This is a genomic window from Prosthecobacter debontii, assembly GCF_900167535.1.
GTDB lineage: Bacteria > Verrucomicrobiota > Verrucomicrobiia > Verrucomicrobiales > Verrucomicrobiaceae > Prosthecobacter > Prosthecobacter debontii.
The window spans coordinates 187841-206386 of record NZ_FUYE01000007.1; the positions used below are offsets into that span (position 1 = coordinate 187841).

Genomic DNA, 18546 nt, shown 5'->3' on the forward strand with positions numbered 1-18546 from the left:
ACGCCGCTGACAGCACACGGGACGCTGCACCACAGCATCCCTCACTTCGCTTTCGGATTCCGCAGGTAATAGAGGTGTCCATCTTCGGCACCGCCGACGAAGTCGGGGATACCGTCGTCATTAAAGTCCACGGTGGTGGGGCTCACGTCGTGGCCTTCGATGTTGGCATCGGAGAGCAGGCCCATGTCGGTGAAGAACCACTTGCCATCGGCATTGGAACTCTGGCGGAGGAAGTTGGCATTCGCGGAGTTCAGTAGGATATCGAGCTGGCCATCGCCATCCCAGTCCATGATGCAGATCTTGCGGCGACCGCTTTTGCCTGCGATGCCTGCATTCAGACGCAGCGGTTCCCCTGGGGTCATGGCCACAGGGTTACGCACTTTCAGATGCTCCATCGCCTTATCCAGCAGACCGGGTTCTGGGGCTTTTTGATCGGCACAAAAGATACGCTTGGGATGCTTCAACACCAGTTGATCTCCGACTTTCGCGCGCTCAAAGAAAGCCAGATAGCCTTCTTGATCGAGCATGACGAGATCCATCAGCCCGTCCTTGTTCCAATCCACCGCCACGGGGGTGGTGCGCCATTGGGTAAGCAAGCCTTTGTGATCCCCCTCAGGACGCAGCCAGCCGTAGGCCAGATGCGGCTGTGAGCCCTCCCACTCCACCACCACAGGCTGACCCGCAGCCAACTTCGGCTTGGCACGTGTGCCGACGTTCTTATACCAGAGCACTTTGCCCAAGATGGAGTTCAGAATCAGATCCGGTAAACCATCCCCATCCCAATCCGCCACGGTCTGGGTGGTGTAACCCCACTTCGCTTCGCAAGGTCCCTGAATGGAACCATTGGGGCCGGCCATTGGGCGGATCACTTTACCCTCAGCTTCCAGGCGCACAGGGGCAGCCCATTTCGGTTTCTCCACACCTTTGCCACTGAGGTTTTCAATGAAAGCCACATAGCCAGCGGTATTGCCGCAGATGAGGTCCATATCGCCATCCCCATCCCAATCAAACCCAACGGGGGTGACCAGTGCGCCAAACTTCACATTGTCGGCCTCCTGCTGGAAATAGACCGGCTCTTTGAAGACCGGGGCTTTCTCAGCAAATGCCCCTGTGTTTTCGATGAAAGCCACGCGGCCATCTTCGTCTCCGCAGATGATGTCGAAATCACCATCCTTGTCCCAGTCAATGACCGTGGGCGTGATCATCTCCAGGTCCATCGTCAGGTACTTACCACTCTCCGCCTTCAGCCTCCGACCCAGGGCATACTTGGGCTTTGTGCGAGTGCCGGTGTTTTCAAAGTAAGTGAAGCCGTCCAGGAACTCCCCACACAGTAGATCCAGATCACCATCGCCATCGTAGTCCGCGAAGTTAGGTGAAGGCCAGCCAAAAGTCTCCACGGGGCGATCGGTCGCCATCACCTTCTGCGGCTTGTCGTAATTCGGCTTCTCATTCGTGCCCTTGTTGCGCAGCACATACACATACCCACGCAGCGGACCATTCATCCAGCGCCCGTTTTCATCATAGGCATTGTCCCAGCCATATTCGGTCCAGTCACCCACGCCCACGATGAGGTCCTGCTGACCATCACCATCGTAGTCCACACTGCGCCACATGTTCGCCCGCACTTTGTTCATGTGCACGTTCACGGGCGGACCGAGTTTCTCACCTTTTTCGATCCCCGTTTTCAGGAAATCCGGATGCACATTCCCGGGGCTCATCACCACCGGCTTACCATCCACATAACTGACCTGAACATTCTGCGCGCCCTTGCTGAAACGCACGCCGGGTTTGAAAACCGGCATCTTATTCTTCGCCGTGTCACCGGTGGCGTTCTCAAAGAAGTAGATGCCATTGTAGGGTTTATCCGGGCAGTTCACCACGAGATCCAGATCACCGTCACCATCGAAGTCCATCGGCATCGGCCAAGCCCAGAGTCCCACGCCCAGATCCACGGTCAGGCCGGGATTATTATACTTCAGGGGGGTCAGCGTATCACTGGCGGAGGCAACTCCGCAGAAAAGCGCCGTGAGCGCAAGGAGGCATCTTGGGGAAGTCTTCATGGTCGGTCGGTTGGAGGGGACACAGAGTCCACAACAGCTTGGAATGGTTTGGGGAAAGGAACAAACTCAAGCCGCTGCGGATTCTTGCTGGCTGATTGACGATGTTTGACTTGGGGGAGCTTCGTCACCGGAGATCCCTCACACCTCCTGGAAGCGCTCTCAACTCCTTGACCTCAGCCAGGGTCAAAGCCCGATTAAAAACCGCCAGATCATCCATGTAACCGACATACGAAGCCCCGAGCACCAACCAGACCTGAGCCGGGTCCCAATCAAAGGTAAGATCCCAGCCTTCGATGCTGCCCGTGAGTTCACCATTCAGATAAAGACGTCCTACGGGCTTGGCGTGATCTTGGTTAGGCTTTGGGTTCGCGTTTTCCACGGTGAAAACGACGTGGGTCCAAGTCTCGCGGCCGAAGGGAGCGCGGGCTTTTTCTACCTGGACCATGGGGCGTTTCTCAAAGGGGATCTCCGCCCACTGAACATTCGTAGGATTCCAAATGTGAAAGAGCGGGCGAATGGCATAACGGAAAAAACGTGGCGTCTCGTCTTTGGACCACTCGAGAAAAATGAAACCCTTCTTGCTATCGTCCCCCACGATCTGCAGGGGATCACAATAGCCGGGTTCCAGATCTTGATCTGGGTCTAGCCGCAGCCAGACAGAGACCGAAGTGCTCCAGTTTTTGGCCTTGTAGCCCAGCACACCTCCGTCTTTAAATTGAGGGCGGGTCGTGCCTTTTTTGGGGAACCAGAGCGCATTGCCGTATTTGCCCTTTCCTTGACTTATCTGGACGTCTTCATTCACAACCGCAGACACCAGTTCCTTGCCACTTTTGATATAGGATACGGGGTCACTCTTGGAAAAATCAGCGTTTAGATTCTCTTCAAAGGAGGCATGAAAAGTTAGGGCTGAAATAAGGGCTGCGTGATCGTTAGCCACGCCCAGCGTGGCAATCATCGATCCAGTGAGGGCCAAAACAAGACGACGGGCGAACGTATTCATAAAACCGGACATGATCATGATGATCCAAACTACACGCTCGAAGGTGACTTTCTTCGAAAGCAGTCTCCATCGGTCACATTTGGACGTCAGTTGGTGAGCTAGGAACGCCTAAAGTTGAGCAAACATCGTTAGGCCAACGGCATGCCAGAGTGACTGCGGCAGCGTTCATCGTGAAGAGAGCAGACGCTTTCAGCTTGGGGATGGACGCCCGGGCTGCCGAGGCTTTCGAGATAGCGACAAGCGGCATAACCCCGGGCTTTTTCCTCGTAGAGAGCTGTCCAGCGGCGGCGTGCGGGGAGGTGCTCGGGTTTAACAGGCCAGTAACCGGGACGCGGAGGTTGGTGGGCTTGGATGCCGATGCGCCAGGGCTTTGGCGTGAGGCGGGCACGGAAACAGTTTTGGTTCCGACACATCTGAACATACACAGGGTCGGTGCCGAGGGCGTCGAAGAAGTGAGCGACCTCTTCACTGGCGGGATCGAAAGTCCGGTGCATGACCAAGACACGGAATCCCGCTGGAGTTTCATAGATACGCAGGTGCCACTGAGGGTGAACCTGAGCAAAGGCCCGGATGCGTTTCAGGGCGATATTGCGGATGCCGCCTCCCATCTTTAACCGAATCTGGTGGAGCCAAGTCGCAACGGCATAGCCGATGACCAAGGCCACAAGCATGGCCAGCACGGCCATGCCGATGGCCCCCTGGTAAACACCAAAGGCAACGGCTACGACCAGCAGCACGACGTAGATGGAGCAAGTGAGAGTGGCGGGGGTATCTGAGGATAAATCTACATCCGCGAAGAGCACGTCCGGGGTATTCAGACACTGAGCACCATAGAGATTACGGGTAATGACGGCGTCTCCATGGCGGCTGAGGATTTCTTCCCGGATCGGCACGCCATGGGCACCGTTGTAGGGCACCCGGGGCTCGCGCTTCTCAAGGTGCTCTCCGGCCCAGAGACGCCGGAGGGCATCTTGGGCGCGGGTTTCAGCCATGGTCTGAGCCTCGTCCTGACTGAGGTCAGACCATCCATAGCGCCGCACGGTGAGCTGGCGGTTGTTTTCCCGTTTCTGCACGCGGGCCTCGGCCCAAAATTCTGGAACGATCATAAGCGAAAGGATGATGAGCGGCTGCTTTGCGCTGTCAAAAAGCATCATTCCTTTGCACGCAGCCCCGAGGCAGGCCAACATGCGCCTTCCGGCTTCCGGATGTCCGACCGCCGCTTCTCTTCACCTTAGCGTTGGCAGGTGGATGAGTCGCTCTTTTTCTTCTGCCTTTATTATCATGTCTCAACCTTCCATCACTCTCGGCACGCGCGGTAGCGAACTGGCCCTCACGCAGACCCGCATGGTCACGGAACTGCTCCAGGCGGCGCATCCAGGGCTGGAAGTGGTGCGACAGATCATCCAGACCAGCGGCGATAAGCGCCAGGATCTGCGTTTTTCAGAGTTCAATGCCGCAGCCAACGTGGACAAGGGTATCTTCATCAAAGAGTTGGAAATCGCTCTGGAAAAAAGTGAGATCGACGCGGCCGTTCATAGCCTGAAGGATGTGCCTTCTGATCTCGCTGCGGGCTTCACCATCGCGGCAGTCTTGCCCCGCGCGCCGATTGAGGATGTGCTGATCACCCGCCAACCCTGCACCCTGGAAACCCTACCCCAAGGTGCACGTGTGGGCACCAGCAGCGTGCGCCGGGCCGCTCAGCTCAAGTGGCTGCGGCCTGATGTCGAGATCGTCGAGATTCGAGGAAACGTGCCCACTCGTGTGAAAAAGGTGCTGGGTGAGCAGCCGCTGGATGCGGTGCTGCTGGCAGCGGCAGGTCTGCTGCGCCTGGGTCTGATGAAAGATGGCCAGATCGAGATCGAAGGTCAGACACTGGCAGCATTGACACTGAACCCGACGACGTTTTTACCCGCCGCCGGACAGGGGGCGATTGCGATCGAGTGCCGTGCAGGAGACATGGCCACCATTCAAGTGCTGCGGGCTCTGAACGATGCGGAAACCGAAGCGCGAGTGACGGTGGAGCGTGAGTTCCTGAAACTGCTCGGAGCGGGCTGCCAGACTCCGGTGGGGGCCCATACCTGGGTCCAAGGCGATCAACTCACCATGGCCGTGCGGGTCTTTAACGAAGCCGACCTTTCCGCTGCTCCGGTCGAGTTGGAAGCGACGGCTCCCCTCGCAGAACCCAAGGCGTTGGCTGCGGATCTGGCGAAGCAGGTCCTGAGGTAAAAGCGGAGAGAGTGGGGTGGTGGATGCGCTAGCGTCTTTCATCACGACTGCTGAACAAAGCGCATCGGTCTTTGCTGCGTCACTCGAATTCGGCAGCGGCACACCCTCGCTCCCATGCATCCAGCCATCCACGGATCCATCCCACCCATCCCCTTCCCTGTCAGTGCACGATTTGCACCTCATCCCCCACACGGACGATGTCGAAGAACTTTTTGGCCTTTTCGTAAGGCAGACGGATGCAGCCGTGTGAGGCGGGGCGGCCAGTCACATAACCGCTATGCAGGCCGATGGCGCTGCAGTTGAGGCGCATGAAAAAGGGCATCGCCACATGATACAGCGTGCTGGTCCAAGATCGGTGTTTATCCGTGACCACGTAACGGCCCGCAGGGGTGGAGTAGCCTTCCCGCCCGGTGGAGACGAGGCAGCTATCGATGATCAAACCCTCCTTCATGACCCAAGCCCGCTGCTGGGTCAGATCCACCGTGACAAGGATCTCCGGCTCCGACTCGGGCTGACGGCCCAGGATGATGCGCATGAGGAAAAGATACCCCTGCGTGGCGGCGAAATTGATGGGGTAGCGCTTGTAACGAGTGGTGCAGAGCCCAGGTTTAGCCCCTGCACGCAAGAGTTCTGCTGCACCTTCCACATCTCCGCGCGCTGCACAGGCAATCAAAGCGGTCACGCCTCGATCATTCTCCAGCGAGTGCTTCAGGTCACGGATCATGACCCGATCCAGCACCGTCTTGGAAACCGGGGAGGTAAAACGCGTGTTCGGGTCCGCCCCGGCGGTGATCAACGCACGTAAGGTATCTGGGCCTCGACGCAGTGAGGCGAGGATGATTGGCGGTTGTCTCTCAAACCCAGGCTGGAGGGCATCGGCACCGCCGTGGAGCAAGGCGCGCGCGCTTTCTCCCGCCATGTGCCGGATCGCGATGCACAGAGCCGTGTCTCCCCCAGGAGTCGGTTCATTGGCACTCGCCCCCCGGCCGATCAATTGATCGATCCACTCGGCATCATCCAGGAGAACGGCGTAGTGCAGCAGAGGCATCGCGCCAAGGTCAGGGATGTCTGTGCGGAAGCGTTCGCGCACGTCGTCCACCAGTGGTTGCCATTCCCAGGGTTTCGCTGGAGTAGCCGGGGGCAGAGCCACAGCCGCTTTCTTGGCAGCAAGAGGGGCGGGGTTTGCAGGCTGAGGGACGGCCACCATATCGGAAGCCGCTGGAGTCTTAGGCCTGGGTTTCGGAACGACGGTGGGGACGGGCTCTGGTTTCAGCAGTGTCGCGGTAGGCGGCACGACTTGGTTCGTTGTCAGAGATGCTAAGGTGACCCTCGTCTTACTGTCCGGTTGGCTTAGGATGGCGATCATGCCCCCGCCCACGGCGGTGCCCACCGTAGCGGGCAGCAGCCAAGCAAAAAGACCTTGAATCCAACTGGATTTTCTAACCATCGGGATGAAATGCTTAGCGGGCGGCAACGTAGTGTCGAGCGGCCATTTCCAAGGAGTAGGAACTACTGCCATTCCTGCAACTCAGAATTGCCAAAATCGACCTAATCCAGCCCCTTTGATTTTACTCGCTATGAAGAACACGGATATCCACGTCACCCAGGCCAAAATTTATTTCTTGCCCGTCACCATGCGGGTGCCGCTCAAGTTTGGGCCAGAGACGGTGAGCAGTGTGGTGTGCCTGCGCACTGAGGTGACTGTGAAGGATCGGAATGGACGCTCCGCAACCGGTTGGGGGGAGACTCCGCTGAGTGTATCTTGGGTCTGGCCGAGCACGTTATCGGTATCGGAGCGCGCCCGCCGTATGGAAGCCTTCTCCATTCAGTTGGCTGAAAAGTTGGTGGCCAGCGGCTTGGTCGGACATCCGATGGAGATCGGTCAGGATTTCATCCATGGCCCCCTGGCAGAGACTCTGACAGCTGCCAATGCCGCGGCGGGTGGCCCTGAGATGCCCTACCTAGGTTCCCTGGTGGCGTTCAGCGCCTTCGACATCGCCGTTCACGATGCCTATGGCAATCTCCTGGGCCGGGACATTTATGAGACTTACAACGCGGAATTCATGAACCGTGACCTCTCCGCGTTCCTGGAGCCCGAAGATGGCAGCGGCATCAGCTTTGCCGGGCGTTATCCGGCGGATTACCTGGTGAAAGAAGCACCGAAAGTGCTGCCGGTGTGGCATCTTGTCGGGGGTGTGGATGCTCTGGAAACCTCCGACCTGACGGGCTCCGAACCCAAAGACGAACATCCGGTGCTGCTGGCCGACTGGATCCAGCGCGACGGCCTGAAGTGCCTGAAGATCAAGCTGCGGGGCACTGATGCTGCCTGGGATTACGAACGCATGCTGCGCGTAGGTCGCATTGGCCTGGAGAATGGCGTGAAGTGGCTGAGCGCGGACTTCAACTGCACCGTCAAAGACCCTGCCTACGTCAATGAGATCACGGATCGTCTGTTGGCCGATGAGCCGGAGATCTATGCCCGCACTCTCTATGTGGAGCAGCCCTTCCCGTATGACCTGGAGGCCAATCAGATTGATGTGCGCAGTGTCTCGGCTCGCAAGCCGCTGTTCCTCGATGAAAGCGCGCATGACTGGGAATTCGTCCGCCTGGGGCGTCGCCTGGGCTGGTCCGGCGTGGCTTTGAAGACCTGTAAAACTCAGACCGGTGCCCTACTCAGTCTCTGCTGGGCCAAGGCCCATGGCATGCCGCTGATGGTGCAAGATCTCACCAATCCGATGCTGGCCATCATTCCCCACGTGCGCCTCGCCGCTCATGCGGGGACCATCCAGGGCGTCGAGTGCAATGCCATGCAGTTCTATCCCGACGCCTCCGTCATTGAGGAGAAAATCCACCCTGGCCTCTACCGCCGTCGCGGTGGGGTGGTGGATCTCAGCACGCTACATGGCACGGGCTTCGGTTATCGCATCGAGGACATCGGTCGCGAGTTGCCCGCAGCGGCCGTGTGAGTGCGATTTTCAGCTCATTGCCTGCACCCATAGCCAAACGGCGAGCAGTAGCATGGGCAGGAGTTGAAAAGGAGCGGATTCAGAAGCGGATGGATCAGAGTTCATGACGATGATGGAGGGATTGATCTCCATCATCGGGATGCCGGTGAGCCGGTGAACTTGCGTAGATTCGTGAATCTTTTCTTTCAAGGGCCGCCACTCGAACACAACAGACGAAACACGACCCTCAGGAAATTGGGGAGAAGGTGAAGGAGATCATCCGATGAAACCGTAAATGAATTTCGCCGCTTAACTCACCCGTGAGCATTCGGGAGTTGTGTCTGAAAAGCGGTCCTGGTTAGATCGTGCTTTTCCCTCTCATGACCCGTTTCGGTTGCCTTCTCTCTGCCCTTCTTGTGGCCGACTTTAGTATCGTCAGTGCAGTCGGTGCCGTCGAGCCCATGGACGGCTTTTTGGAGAAACACTGCATCAGTTGCCACGGCCCTGAAAAAGAAAAGGGCGATCTGCGAATCGACAAGCTCTCGCGCGACTTCAAGTTAGGCGCGGACACCCATCATTGGGCGGAGATGATCGAGCAGGTGAACTCAGGTGAAATGCCTCCGAAGAAGGAGAAGAAACCGACGCAGGAAGAGATCGCCGCCTTCGTCACCCAGCTTGATTCCCTGATCAAAGAAGGGCGGGCCTCCCGGATGTCGGCGCGTCCCGCCGTCACCCATTACCGTCTGAGCCGAAAGGAATACCAAAACACCGTCTATGACCTACTGGGTGTGCGCTACGATCCGACTCAGCCAGGCGAGTTGAATGAAGACACGCTCTGGCATGGTTTGGAGCGCCTCGGTTCAGAGCTTTCTCTTTCCCCATCGCATGTGGATCGCTACTACCGCGCTGCGGAAGTGGTACTCGAACGCGCTTTTCCTGCAGTGAATGGCGAGGCTCGCAAAGTCCGCAAGACCGCCGCAGAATTGCGCTACAACGGTGGCAAGACCCAGCAGGAAGCCCTGGACCGGTTCGGCATCAAGCGGCCCCTGCGCTTCCTTCTCTTCCCAGGCAATGTCCAGAACGCGCTTTCACCTCAGTGGTTCGGGAAAACGGGGCCAGAGCACAGCGGACTGTATCGCATGCGGCTGCAGGCCAGCGGCATCCGTCCCCTCGGTGGCCAGCCCGCTCACCTGAGCATCGGCAAACGCACAGGCGAGGAGACCGTTGCGGGCATCATTGATTTTGACATCACCGCCCCCGAAGACCACCCGCAGGTGTATGAGTTCGACGTGATGCTCGAGATGCCAGCAACGTTGGATTTCTGCGTGGTGGCGACCGATGTGGTGGATCGGCGAAGTGGTGCCGCCTTTCGCAATGCCTTGGCCAGCCGTGGTGGTTACATTTTCACCCATAGCAGTGAGACTCTGCTCCTGAATGCGAACGCCCCCCAGATGTTCGATGACAAAGGCAATGGCCTCTTCTCGACGGTGCTGCTCGATTGGATCGAGTGGGAAGGGCCGCTGGAAACGCCTGCCGAAAAGGCCCGGCGTGAGGGCGTGGTGCCCGCCGATGATGCGGCCCCTCAGATGATCGCGAACCATCTGCACCGCTTTGCTGAGCGCGCTTGGCGGCGGCCCGTGAAAGCGGAGGAATTGGAGCCGTATCTGAAATCCTATCAGGCCGAGCTTGAGGCCGGCGAAAAACCCATGGAGGCGTATCGAGTGGCGTTGCAAGGCGTGCTCACCTCTCGCAACTTCCTTTACCTGGTTGAGGGAGAACCCGAGGCTCGCGAGCAGCTCAATGATTGGGAACTGGCTTCGCGACTCTCGTATTTTCTGTGGAGTTCGATGCCGGACGCCGCCCTCTTCACCGCCGCCCAAAAAGGCACCCTGCACGGCGAAGGCCTGAAGGAAGAAGTGGACCGCATGTTGGCTGACGGCCGGATCAATCGCTTCATTGACGACTTTTCTCGGCAGTGGCTGCAACTGCACCGCGTGGGCATGTTCCCGCCAGATAAGAAACTCTACCCGAACTATGATCGGTGGCTGGAGATGAGCATGCGAGAGGAGCCTGTGGAGTTCTTCCGCGAAGTGTTCCAGAAGAACCTGCCCATAACGGGCTTCCTGGATTCCGATTGGACGATGGCCAATGCTCGTCTTTGCGACTTCTACGGCTTGCCAGAACCCAAGGGTGGCGGATTCCAGCGTGTCTCCCTCAAGCCTGAGGATCATCGTGGCGGTCTGTTGACGATGGGGGCCGCGCTTGGGCTAACTTCGGACGGCACTCGGCATCGTCCGGTACATCGCGGCGTCTGGCTCAGTGAAGTCATTTTTGCCAAGACTCCTCCTCCGCCTCCCGCGAACGTGCCCGCCATTGAGCCGAATCCGCCGAAAAGCCCCAAGGCCACCCTGCGTGACAAACTGGAAGCGCACCGCAACGATGCCAACTGCGCTTCCTGCCATGCGAAGATTGATCCGTTAGGCCTCGCTTGGGATAACTACGATGCGATCGGTCAATGGCGCACTCATGAAAAGATCGCAGCCGGAACTGGTGCCAACCCTTTGGTTAATCCTAGCGGCGAGATGTCTGATGGTCGCGCCTTCAAGGATGCCAATGATTTCAAGCGTCTGCTGATTGAAGACCGTGATAAGTTTGTTCGCGCTTTCATCGAGCACCTCTGCACCTACGGCCTCCGCCGGGTGCTCACCGTGGACGACGAAGACGACCTCAACGCCATCGCCACCGAAGCCAAGAAAAACCAATCCGGTGTCAAGGCCATCGTTCGAGCGGTGGCTTTGTCTGCTTTGATGAAGAAGAGGTAATAAGCATTGGGTCTCCAGCAGATTCAGGAAGGCCCACAGATTATTTTGAATGAACCAAGATCCTAAACCCAAATCGGCCGACCTCCTTGAATCTGAGGGAGATCTGGTCTCCCATGCTTTCATTGGTCATGCCATGAAAGTGCATGCGGCGGTTGGGCCTGGGCTTGGTGAGGAGATCTATCATCAAGAGCTTGTCGGGGCGCCCACGAAGTCGGGTATCGAGCATCTATCAAAACCAAGGAGGGACTTGGTTTATCGCGGGATTGTAGCAGATACTTTTGAGCCTGATTTTGTCATCGAGAACCATTTCATCCCCGAGTTGAAATGTCTCCGTGGATCCTTCGCAGCAGAACATCTCGTTCAGGTGTTCTGCTACTGCAAATTCTGGCGGCTGCGCACGAGTCTGCTGGTTGACTTCGGTAAGCAGAGTCTGATGTGGAAGCGATTGCTGTATCGTTCGCAATCTGCAGGATTCACAGAAACCACACTCCCCAGTTTTGTCTCCGATCCCTCGCTGGCAACCGCCATCATTCAAGCGGTTGGTCAGTGCCTGGACGAAGTTGGCCTCGGTTATCGACAAACGACCTGGAAAGGCTTGGTCAGAGCTGCCATTCAATCCGGAGGTTTCGAAGTTCATCCAAATCCAACCGTCACCGTTCTCAATCATCCCGGCATCACAGTGTGCAGCCTTGTCGTCAACGGTGTGTGTGCCGTCTTTGTCACCGCTCTGACAGATGGCATCAACGCCACAGACCGCGCCACCCTTCAAACTCATCTCCGCTGGCTTAATCTAGGTTGGGGCATCGTCTTTCATTTCGGTAAATCCAAGGCCGACTACGCCTTTGCCCAACATTCCAAAAAGTAATCCGCTGGCCTCCCTGAATCTGCTGGAAATCATCAACGAACCAAGAATACTATGAACTACCTATCTCAATCTTGGCTGATTGATCGCCGTCATGCCCTTAAAGCGATGGGCTCTTTCATTTCGCTGCCACTCTTGGAGTGCATGGTTCCGCTTCGTGCGGCAGCGGCTGAAAAAGTCACGGCGACACCACGACGCAGTGCTTTCATTTATCTGGCCAACGGAGTTCATTCACTGAATTACCAGATCACCACTTCGGGGAAGGACTACCAGTTCTCGCGCTCCCTCAAACCGTTAGAGAAGCATCGAGAGGCCATCACACCCATCAGCGGTCTGCATCATCCAGGCAGCCTCAGTCACCACCACAACTGCATCAATGTCTGGCTGACGGGGGGGAAGCTCGGCCCTTCGGATCGCAACACCATCTCGGTGGACCAGAAGATGGCCGAAGTCACCGCGCAACACACCCGCTATCCATCGCTGGAAGTGGCCATCACCCAAGACTCCCTGGCCTGGACCGCCGACGGTGTGCGGCTTCCCGCCCTGCGCCGCTGCAGTGAGATCTTCGCATCCATGTTTGCAGAACCCAAGGGTGGCGTGGCGGCTCAAAGAAGAGCGCTGCGCCGCAAGGGCAGCGTGCTAGATGACAACTTGGCTGAGGTGCGTCGGCTGGAGAAAAAAATGGGCACTGAAGACAAGGGGCGCATGGATCAATACCTCACTTCGGTGCGCGAGGCGGAGATCCGCACTCGGCGGGCCGATGCTTGGCTGGACACCCCACTTCCGATCATCTCGGATGCTGACCGCACGCGCACCAACCGGGATATCCCCGACACCAAAGCAGGGGACTATTTCCGCACCGTTTATGACCTCATGGTGCTCGCTTTTCAAACAGATGTCACCCGTGTGGCTACCTTCAGTCTAGGAGGCGAGGGACAAGCCATTTCCATTCCCGAAATCGGCATCACCGAGTCACGCCATCAGCTTAGCCACCACGGAGGTGATCCTGACTACATGGAAAAGCTGACCAACTACGACACCTTTGCCATCGAGCAGTTCAGCTACTTCCTCACACGGCTGGACGAGACCAAAGATCTCAGTGGCAAATCCTTGTTAGGCTCCACCATGTCACTCTTCGGCAGCGGCATGTCTTACGGTCACAGCCACGGCAATGCCAACCTCCCGTTGGTGCTCGCCGGCGGCTCGGACCTCGGCCTGAAACACGGTCAGCATTTGGACTTCAACAAGATGGCTCCTGAATTCCAAGGTTATGCCCTCGGTGCTGATGGAGCGTTAACCACCGCCCACTATCAACTCTGCAGTCGCCCCGCTAAATCGGATGCCCACATGAGCAATCTGCTCCTGCTCATGGCCCAGCGCATGGGCGTGGAGATTGATCAGTTCGCCGATAGCAATCGAGTGGTCGCCCTATGAAGCGGAAGTCGTTCTTAGTTTTTGGTTTTTCGTTCTTGGTTGCTCACTCTATGTCTTTGATTCGTTCTTTATTGTTAGTCCTTGTCGGGGTGTTGGTCGGCCAAGTCCATGCGGCCAATGAAGAACCCAAAGCCAAGAGCCAAGCGCCGGAAGTAGAGCCATTCCGTCCTGAAGCCGGGAAGTTTCCACCGCTCGAAAAAGCCTATTCGTATCGGGGCGAGCTTGTGTTTGTGGACCATGCCAACCGCCGGGGGAGCCTGCGTGTGCAAGGGGCAGGGACGTATTTCCGGAATGCCCCGCATCCCTTCGCTATGTTGCCTTACGGCATCGTTCGTTATCACGGAGCACCTGCGGACTTGAGAGACATCCCACTCGGCACGGTGCTGCACGTGAAGGCCTATCTTCCACCTGATCCCAAGATCTCCGCCGTTCCGGTGCTACCCATCGATAACAAGGAGAAAACCGCAGGCTACAGTGGGGCGGGAATTGCCCCTGCCGAGAACCATGTTCTGCTCCTGGAAGATGAGCCCAGTCACTGCCTGCGCGAGAGCTTGATCTGGAAACTCATGGAATTGGACCTCAAAAACAACGAGGGGATGATCACCGCCATCCGCGAACCCAAGGAAGGCGCAAGAGGTGAAAAACCCACCGAGGAAAAACTTACCCTGGATGCCGCGACTCGCATCTGGCGCGGTCGCGAATGCCTCACTCCAGCCGACTTGGTCGCTGAGGGAACCTGGCCTGCCAGTGGGAAGAAGTCGCTCAATGCCCAAGCTGTTCAACTCGGCATCACCTGGAAACCCACACCCGATGGGATCTTCACCCGCTTCCACATCTCCGACATCTGGCTGGACGATACAGCGATGGAACGTGCTTCCCTCGTTCAAACCGAGACCCACAAGGCTTTCATTCGTAGCCGTTGGATGCCCGCCTGGGTGGATAAAGTCGAGTATGGCAAGTTTGGCCGCGCCACCGTGACCGCGACCTTGTTTGGAGGCATGGACGCCTCCCTCTACGCCGATTTTCAGAAAGGTAGCCAGATGCTGGTGAATGGGGCTGAGAACACCTTGAAGCATGCTGGCGGGAATTACGGTCCTGCTCACATGGCGTCTAAGGGCCCTATCCAAAACGTTATCCAGGCCTCTGGCGAAGCACCCCTAGGCAGCAGCGGCATCCAAATCCAATTTGAGACGGACCTCATCATCGAAGGTATCCGCCCGACGCGTGTCGTCCGCGTCCGCCCAGCCAGCTGGCCCCAGGTGCAAGTGCCTCGGGAGGAGTATCTGGGTGATGGCACCTTTAGCCACGAAGACCGCTTCCCCACACCAGCGATTTTTCCCACCTACTGACCGCGATGGAGTGGAGGAGTGCTCCACCGCTTCAGCCGACGTCAATCCACTCCCTCATGAAGTCTGCAGTCATCCTCCTCACCGCCCTGGTCTGGGTGCTCGCCACGGCTGCCGATGAACCCTTCCGGCCTGAAGCGGGGAAGTTTCCGCCTTTGGAAAAAGCGCACTCCTATCGCGGCGAACTGGTGTTTGTGGATCATGCCAACCGCCGAGGCAGTCTCCGCGTGCAAGGGACGGGTGCCTTTCGTCGAAATGAACCGCATCCCTTTGCCCTGCTGCCTTATGGCATGGTTCGATATCACGGGGCATTAGCTGACTTGAGGGATATCCCGCTTGGAACCGTGTTGCACGTGCGGGCTTTCCTTCCGCCAGATCCGAAGATCTCCGCCGTCCCGGTGCTTCCGGTCGATAATAAGGAGAAAACCTCGGGCTATGGTGACACCGGAATTGCCCCTGCCGAGAACCACGTCCTTCTCCTCGAAGACGAACCCAGCCACTGCCTGCGCGAGGGGCTGGTCTGGAAACTCAAGGAAGTGGAACTCACCAACAGTGAGTGGAAGATCATCGCGGGCCGTGGATCGAAGGACGATAAAGACGAGGAGGCTCGCGAAGAAATACTCACCTTTGACGCCGCTACCCACATCTGGCGTGGTCGTGAATGTTTAGAGACGGATGACCTCATCACCGAAGGTGTCTGGCCTGCCACCGGGAAGAAGTCACTGGATGGCCAAGCCGTCATGCTGGGCATCACCTGGAAACCCACACCCGGGGGTGTTTTCACCCGCTTCCACATTTCCGACATCTGGCTGGACGATGCCGCCATGCAACGCTCCGCCGCTAACCAGACCGAGACCCATAAGGCCTTTATCCGCAGCCGTTGGATGCCAGCGTGGGTGGATGCTGTCGATTATGGCAAGTTTGGACGCGCGACCGTCACCGCGACTCTTTTCGGCGGCATGGATAACTCCCTCTACGCTGATTTCCAAAAGGACAAGCCGGTGCTGGTGAACGGGGTGGAGAACACCCTGAAACATACGGAGGGTGGCACCGCAGGCCCTGCGCAAATGGCCGCACGAGGTTCCGTTCTCGACATCACCAAGTCGCCAGGGGAGCCCCCTTTAGGCAGCAGCGGCATCCAGATCCGTTTTGAGACCGATCTGATCACGGAGGGCATGCGCCCAACCCGCGTCGTCCGCATCCGCCCTGCAAGTTGGCCGGATGTCCACCTGCCGCGTGAGGAATACCTCAACAGCGGGAACTTCAGCTACGAAGACCGCTTCCCAACGCCCGACATTTTCCCCCAATATTGAGGTCAGCTTGTTCGTCGGGCTTGAAGGGCCATTACAGCCTCGTCAGAGGCTGCCCGCGATCCTTCAAAGGTAACGCCACCCGCTGCCCCTGGAGGCGGTGGGATTCGAAGACGCCCGTGATCATCTCCAAGGTGACGCGGCAGTCCTTGGCGCTGCATAGAGGCTCACGGTTTTCTTTCACTGCAGCGATGAGATCTCGCCCTGCTCCCACATGCCCCCCCACTCGTTTGCGAATGTCTGAGATCGGTTCGGGTTTACCCAGGCCTGCCGTCGTGATGGGGATCCAGGTGCGAGGTTTGTCATTCGGGCCGAAGGGGCTTCCTGGGAGCAGATGCACGAGGGGCTCGACATCAATGCGCATATCAATGATGCCTTCCGTGCCGATGATCTGGACGCCAAAACCCGCCGTTTTGGAGCCGGCATTTTGCACCGAATCGAAGAACGCGGGCAGGCCATCCGCCATCTCAAAGCGGGCATGCACTTCATTCCCTGCCAGAGGTCCGATGCCCTCTGAACCTTCTTTGACATCCTCCTTCGTCACGAGTCGCCCCTCTTGCAGGACGGTGGCCGAGCAAGACTTCGGTTCACCGGCGAAATAGTGAACCAGATTGAGGAGGTGAGAGCCGAGCACCCAGAGGTCTAGGCTGCCTCCCCGGGCGTCTTCCTTGCCACGTGCGCGGTATTCCAGCGAGCGGCCAATCAGGCCCTCAGTGATCATTTTTTTCACCAGCGGCAGCGCGGGGTGATACCGGTTACGGTGGGCGAGTGCCATTTTGGTGCCGTGTTTTTCACAGGCTGCAATGATCTCATCCGCTTGGGCCAAGGTGGGCACGAAGGGCTTCTCCATGTAAATGCCCCTTGCTCCAGCTTCGATAGCCGCCATGGCCATCTCATGATGCTGGTCAATGTGACGAGGGCCGATGGCGACGATCTCAGGCTTGGTTTCTGCCAGCATCTGACGGTAGTCAGCATAGCCTTTCTCCAGCTTGAGTTTTTTCACGGCGGCTCCCAGGCCTTTGGCATCCGCATCGGCCACACCCACGATCTGGGTTTCTGGCATGTCCAGCCACATGGTATCCAAACCGTGACCGAAGTTCCCCCGACCTGTGTGACCAATCACCCCGACGCGGGTTTTCGGGTCATTGGCGGCAAAGATAGGCGAGATAGCCAAGGACGATGCGAGGGAGGTGGACAGGAAAGAGCGCCGGTTCATGAGGAAAATTCTGCCCATTGAACGGCGCTCAGACGATAAAAACTTCACGGAGGAGGTTACTCGCCTGCCTTTTTCTCGATCTTAATCTTGGGCAGCTTCGTCCCCAGTTTATCCGCGAGGTCCTCAAAGAAATTGCCGCCGTTCGTCTCCTGGTGATGCCGCATGTAGAGACCCGCCAGGAAAGCCACGAGGAAGAGACCGATGACCAAAATCATGGTGCCACAACCGCCACCGCCAGAATCGTAGCTGGCCGCTCGGCGCACCGCTGGATTCCGCTTAGGCGGAGGTTGGCGGTAGTTGGTCTTCAGAACGGGAGGGGGCACATCATGCGGAAGGACTTCCGGTGAAGGCACAAACTCCGGCACGGTGATGGGAGGAGGCCCCTCACCCACGTGATACACGGCCTGCACATCGCCAAAAGCGATCCGGTCCCCGTCTTTAAGCTCGGCCTCCTCAATCTCCACGCCGTTGACCCGGGTGCCGTTGCTGGACTTCAGGTCTGCGATGAAACAGCCCGCCTCTGTCAGCTCAATGGAAGCGTGATGTCCGGATACGGAGGGAAATTCCAGCACAACAACGCTGTCCGGATGTCGTCCGATGGACGTAGATCCTTCATCCAACGTATGGTTGAGAGTCGTTCCATCCTCAAGGTAGAATACAAGCGTGGCCATGACGGGAGGTCCTGCGACAGTGCTTTTTGCAGACTGCCAGGGTGGCAATCTGATCTCCATACACAGAATCTTGGCTTTTTCCTGATGCAATGCCTATTGTGCTCAAGGAGTATCTTTTGTTCTGAGTTTCTTTCACCATGACCCTCACCCTTTCCCCCAGCGCAGCGACCAGGTTTTTCTTCACGGTCCTGGCCACCCTCTTTGCCCTAGCGTCCTCGCCTCTCGCAGCGAGCCCCACGGATGATGCCCAGGAAGCCGCCCAGGCTCTCGCCCGCGACCAGGAAAAGGCGGGCTACATCTTCCGGGCGGAAGCCTGGACAGGAGATCTGAGCAAAGAGATCGGCAAAGCCGTGAAAATGCAGCTCTTCAAGGGCAACGAATACTGCATCGGCGTGGCCGTGCCGCGTAAGGCCGGTATCCATATCAGCGGCTCCGTGCTCGATTTCAAAGGTGAGCCCGTGGGTGAAATCCAGCCTGTCCTGGATGGGTGGGGTTTCCTGCTCTTCTTCAAGCCCAAGAAAACCGGGGTCTATGTGGTGACCGTTCACCAGACCGAAAAGGGCAAGCTGAAAGACACCGCCTGCGCCATCATCACGGGTTACAAGTGATCCCTCCCAGACTGGGGCGACTCAATTTTGAAGGAAATCTCCACGA

General features: G+C 57.7%; 14 protein-coding genes. 8 read left to right on the forward strand and 6 right to left on the reverse strand.

The features are described from left to right. Nucleotides 1-41 precede the first annotated feature (41 nt). The 3 genes from B5D61_RS12250 to B5D61_RS12260 all read right to left on the reverse strand — a co-directional run bounded on the left by B5D61_RS12250 (nucleotide 42) and on the right by B5D61_RS12260 (nucleotide 4166). On the reverse strand, nucleotides 42-2060 hold the full coding sequence (locus tag B5D61_RS12250) for an FG-GAP repeat domain-containing protein (protein ID WP_078813687.1): 2019 nt from the start codon (nucleotides 2058-2060) through the stop codon (nucleotides 42-44). Nucleotides 2061-2184: 124 nt separating this feature from the next. Further along, nucleotides 2185-3060: a LamG domain-containing protein gene (locus tag B5D61_RS12255; RefSeq protein ID WP_176159390.1), complete on the reverse strand. Its 876-nt coding sequence runs from the start codon at nucleotides 3058-3060 to the stop codon at nucleotides 2185-2187. A gap of 128 nt (nucleotides 3061-3188) precedes the next feature. Beyond that, the gene (locus B5D61_RS12260) at nucleotides 3189-4166 is read right to left on the reverse strand and encodes a hypothetical protein (protein ID WP_078813689.1); all 978 of its coding nucleotides are present in this window, start codon (nucleotides 4164-4166) and stop codon (nucleotides 3189-3191) included. 175 nt (nucleotides 4167-4341) lie between these two features. Between B5D61_RS12260 and hemC the strand changes: the two genes are divergently transcribed. Beyond that, nucleotides 4342-5286: a hydroxymethylbilane synthase gene (hemC, locus tag B5D61_RS12265; RefSeq protein WP_176159391.1), complete on the forward strand. Its 945-nt coding sequence runs from the start codon at nucleotides 4342-4344 to the stop codon at nucleotides 5284-5286. Between the two features lie 160 nt (nucleotides 5287-5446). On the opposite strand, the gene B5D61_RS12270 is transcribed toward hemC, so the two are convergent. Next, nucleotides 5447-6733 (reverse strand): L,D-transpeptidase family protein, encoded by a 1287-nt coding sequence (locus B5D61_RS12270; RefSeq protein ID WP_176159392.1) that lies wholly within the window; start codon nucleotides 6731-6733, stop codon nucleotides 5447-5449. 130 nt (nucleotides 6734-6863) lie between these two features. Between B5D61_RS12270 and B5D61_RS12275 the strand changes: the two genes are divergently transcribed. The 6 genes from B5D61_RS12275 (at nucleotide 6864) to B5D61_RS12305 (ending at nucleotide 16008) form a co-directional block, all read left to right on the forward strand. Next, nucleotides 6864-8252, forward strand: coding sequence for a mandelate racemase/muconate lactonizing enzyme family protein (locus tag B5D61_RS12275; protein WP_078813692.1), 1389 nt, complete (start codon nucleotides 6864-6866; stop codon nucleotides 8250-8252). A 359-nt stretch (nucleotides 8253-8611) separates the two neighbouring features. Further along, nucleotides 8612-11053, forward strand: coding sequence for a DUF1592 domain-containing protein (locus B5D61_RS12285; RefSeq protein ID WP_176159393.1), 2442 nt, complete (start codon nucleotides 8612-8614; stop codon nucleotides 11051-11053). Between the two features lie 49 nt (nucleotides 11054-11102). Then, on the forward strand, nucleotides 11103-11918 hold the full coding sequence (locus tag B5D61_RS12290) for a GxxExxY protein (RefSeq protein ID WP_078813695.1): 816 nt from the start codon (nucleotides 11103-11105) through the stop codon (nucleotides 11916-11918). A 51-nt stretch (nucleotides 11919-11969) separates the two neighbouring features. Next, the gene (locus B5D61_RS12295; protein ID WP_217698970.1) at nucleotides 11970-13349 is read left to right on the forward strand and encodes a DUF1552 domain-containing protein; all 1380 of its coding nucleotides are present in this window, start codon (nucleotides 11970-11972) and stop codon (nucleotides 13347-13349) included. Between the two features lie 50 nt (nucleotides 13350-13399). Continuing rightward, on the forward strand, nucleotides 13400-14698 hold the full coding sequence (locus B5D61_RS12300) for a hypothetical protein (protein ID WP_245846532.1): 1299 nt from the start codon (nucleotides 13400-13402) through the stop codon (nucleotides 14696-14698). A 56-nt stretch (nucleotides 14699-14754) separates the two neighbouring features. Then, nucleotides 14755-16008, forward strand: coding sequence for a hypothetical protein (locus tag B5D61_RS12305; RefSeq protein WP_078813696.1), 1254 nt, complete (start codon nucleotides 14755-14757; stop codon nucleotides 16006-16008). Between the two features lie 31 nt (nucleotides 16009-16039). Here the strand turns inward: B5D61_RS12305 and B5D61_RS12310 are convergent, their stop codons facing one another. Together B5D61_RS12310 and B5D61_RS12315 are read right to left on the reverse strand one after the other, a co-directional pair. Next, nucleotides 16040-17221, reverse strand: a complete 1182-nt coding sequence (locus B5D61_RS12310; protein ID WP_078813805.1) for a Gfo/Idh/MocA family protein — start codon at nucleotides 17219-17221, stop codon at nucleotides 16040-16042. 56 nt (nucleotides 17222-17277) lie between these two features. Continuing rightward, nucleotides 17278-17892 (reverse strand): FHA domain-containing protein, encoded by a 615-nt coding sequence (locus B5D61_RS12315; protein ID WP_176159394.1) that lies wholly within the window; start codon nucleotides 17890-17892, stop codon nucleotides 17278-17280. Between the two features lie 137 nt (nucleotides 17893-18029). Here B5D61_RS12315 and B5D61_RS12320 point away from each other — a divergent pair, with 137 nt between their 5' ends. Beyond that, the gene (locus tag B5D61_RS12320) at nucleotides 18030-18500 is read left to right on the forward strand and encodes a hypothetical protein (protein ID WP_078813698.1); all 471 of its coding nucleotides are present in this window, start codon (nucleotides 18030-18032) and stop codon (nucleotides 18498-18500) included. Nucleotides 18501-18546: the final 46 nt, after the last annotated feature.

Excerpts from the sequence above, each read along its gene's own strand:
- B5D61_RS12250 (WP_078813687.1), bottom strand. The coding sequence starts at position 2,060 with ATGAAGACTTCCCCAAGATGCCTCCTTGCGCTCACGGCGCTTTTCTGC.
- B5D61_RS12255 (WP_176159390.1), bottom strand. The coding sequence starts at position 3,060 with ATGAATACGTTCGCCCGTCGTCTTGTTTTGGCCCTCACTGGATCGATG.
- B5D61_RS12260 (WP_078813689.1), bottom strand. The coding sequence starts at position 4,166 with ATGATCGTTCCAGAATTTTGGGCCGAGGCCCGCGTGCAGAAACGGGAA.
- hemC (WP_176159391.1), top strand. The coding sequence starts at position 4,342 with ATGTCTCAACCTTCCATCACTCTCGGCACGCGCGGTAGCGAACTGGCC.
- B5D61_RS12270 (WP_176159392.1), bottom strand. The coding sequence starts at position 6,733 with ATGGTTAGAAAATCCAGTTGGATTCAAGGTCTTTTTGCTTGGCTGCTG.
- B5D61_RS12275 (WP_078813692.1), top strand. The coding sequence starts at position 6,864 with ATGAAGAACACGGATATCCACGTCACCCAGGCCAAAATTTATTTCTTG.
- B5D61_RS12285 (WP_176159393.1), top strand. The coding sequence starts at position 8,612 with ATGACCCGTTTCGGTTGCCTTCTCTCTGCCCTTCTTGTGGCCGACTTT.
- B5D61_RS12290 (WP_078813695.1), top strand. The coding sequence starts at position 11,103 with ATGAACCAAGATCCTAAACCCAAATCGGCCGACCTCCTTGAATCTGAG.
- B5D61_RS12295 (WP_217698970.1), top strand. The coding sequence starts at position 11,970 with ATGAACTACCTATCTCAATCTTGGCTGATTGATCGCCGTCATGCCCTT.
- B5D61_RS12300 (WP_245846532.1), top strand. The coding sequence starts at position 13,400 with ATGTCTTTGATTCGTTCTTTATTGTTAGTCCTTGTCGGGGTGTTGGTC.
- B5D61_RS12305 (WP_078813696.1), top strand. The coding sequence starts at position 14,755 with ATGAAGTCTGCAGTCATCCTCCTCACCGCCCTGGTCTGGGTGCTCGCC.
- B5D61_RS12310 (WP_078813805.1), bottom strand. The coding sequence starts at position 17,221 with ATGAACCGGCGCTCTTTCCTGTCCACCTCCCTCGCATCGTCCTTGGCT.
- B5D61_RS12315 (WP_176159394.1), bottom strand. The coding sequence starts at position 17,892 with ATGGCCACGCTTGTATTCTACCTTGAGGATGGAACGACTCTCAACCAT.
- B5D61_RS12320 (WP_078813698.1), top strand. The coding sequence starts at position 18,030 with ATGACCCTCACCCTTTCCCCCAGCGCAGCGACCAGGTTTTTCTTCACG.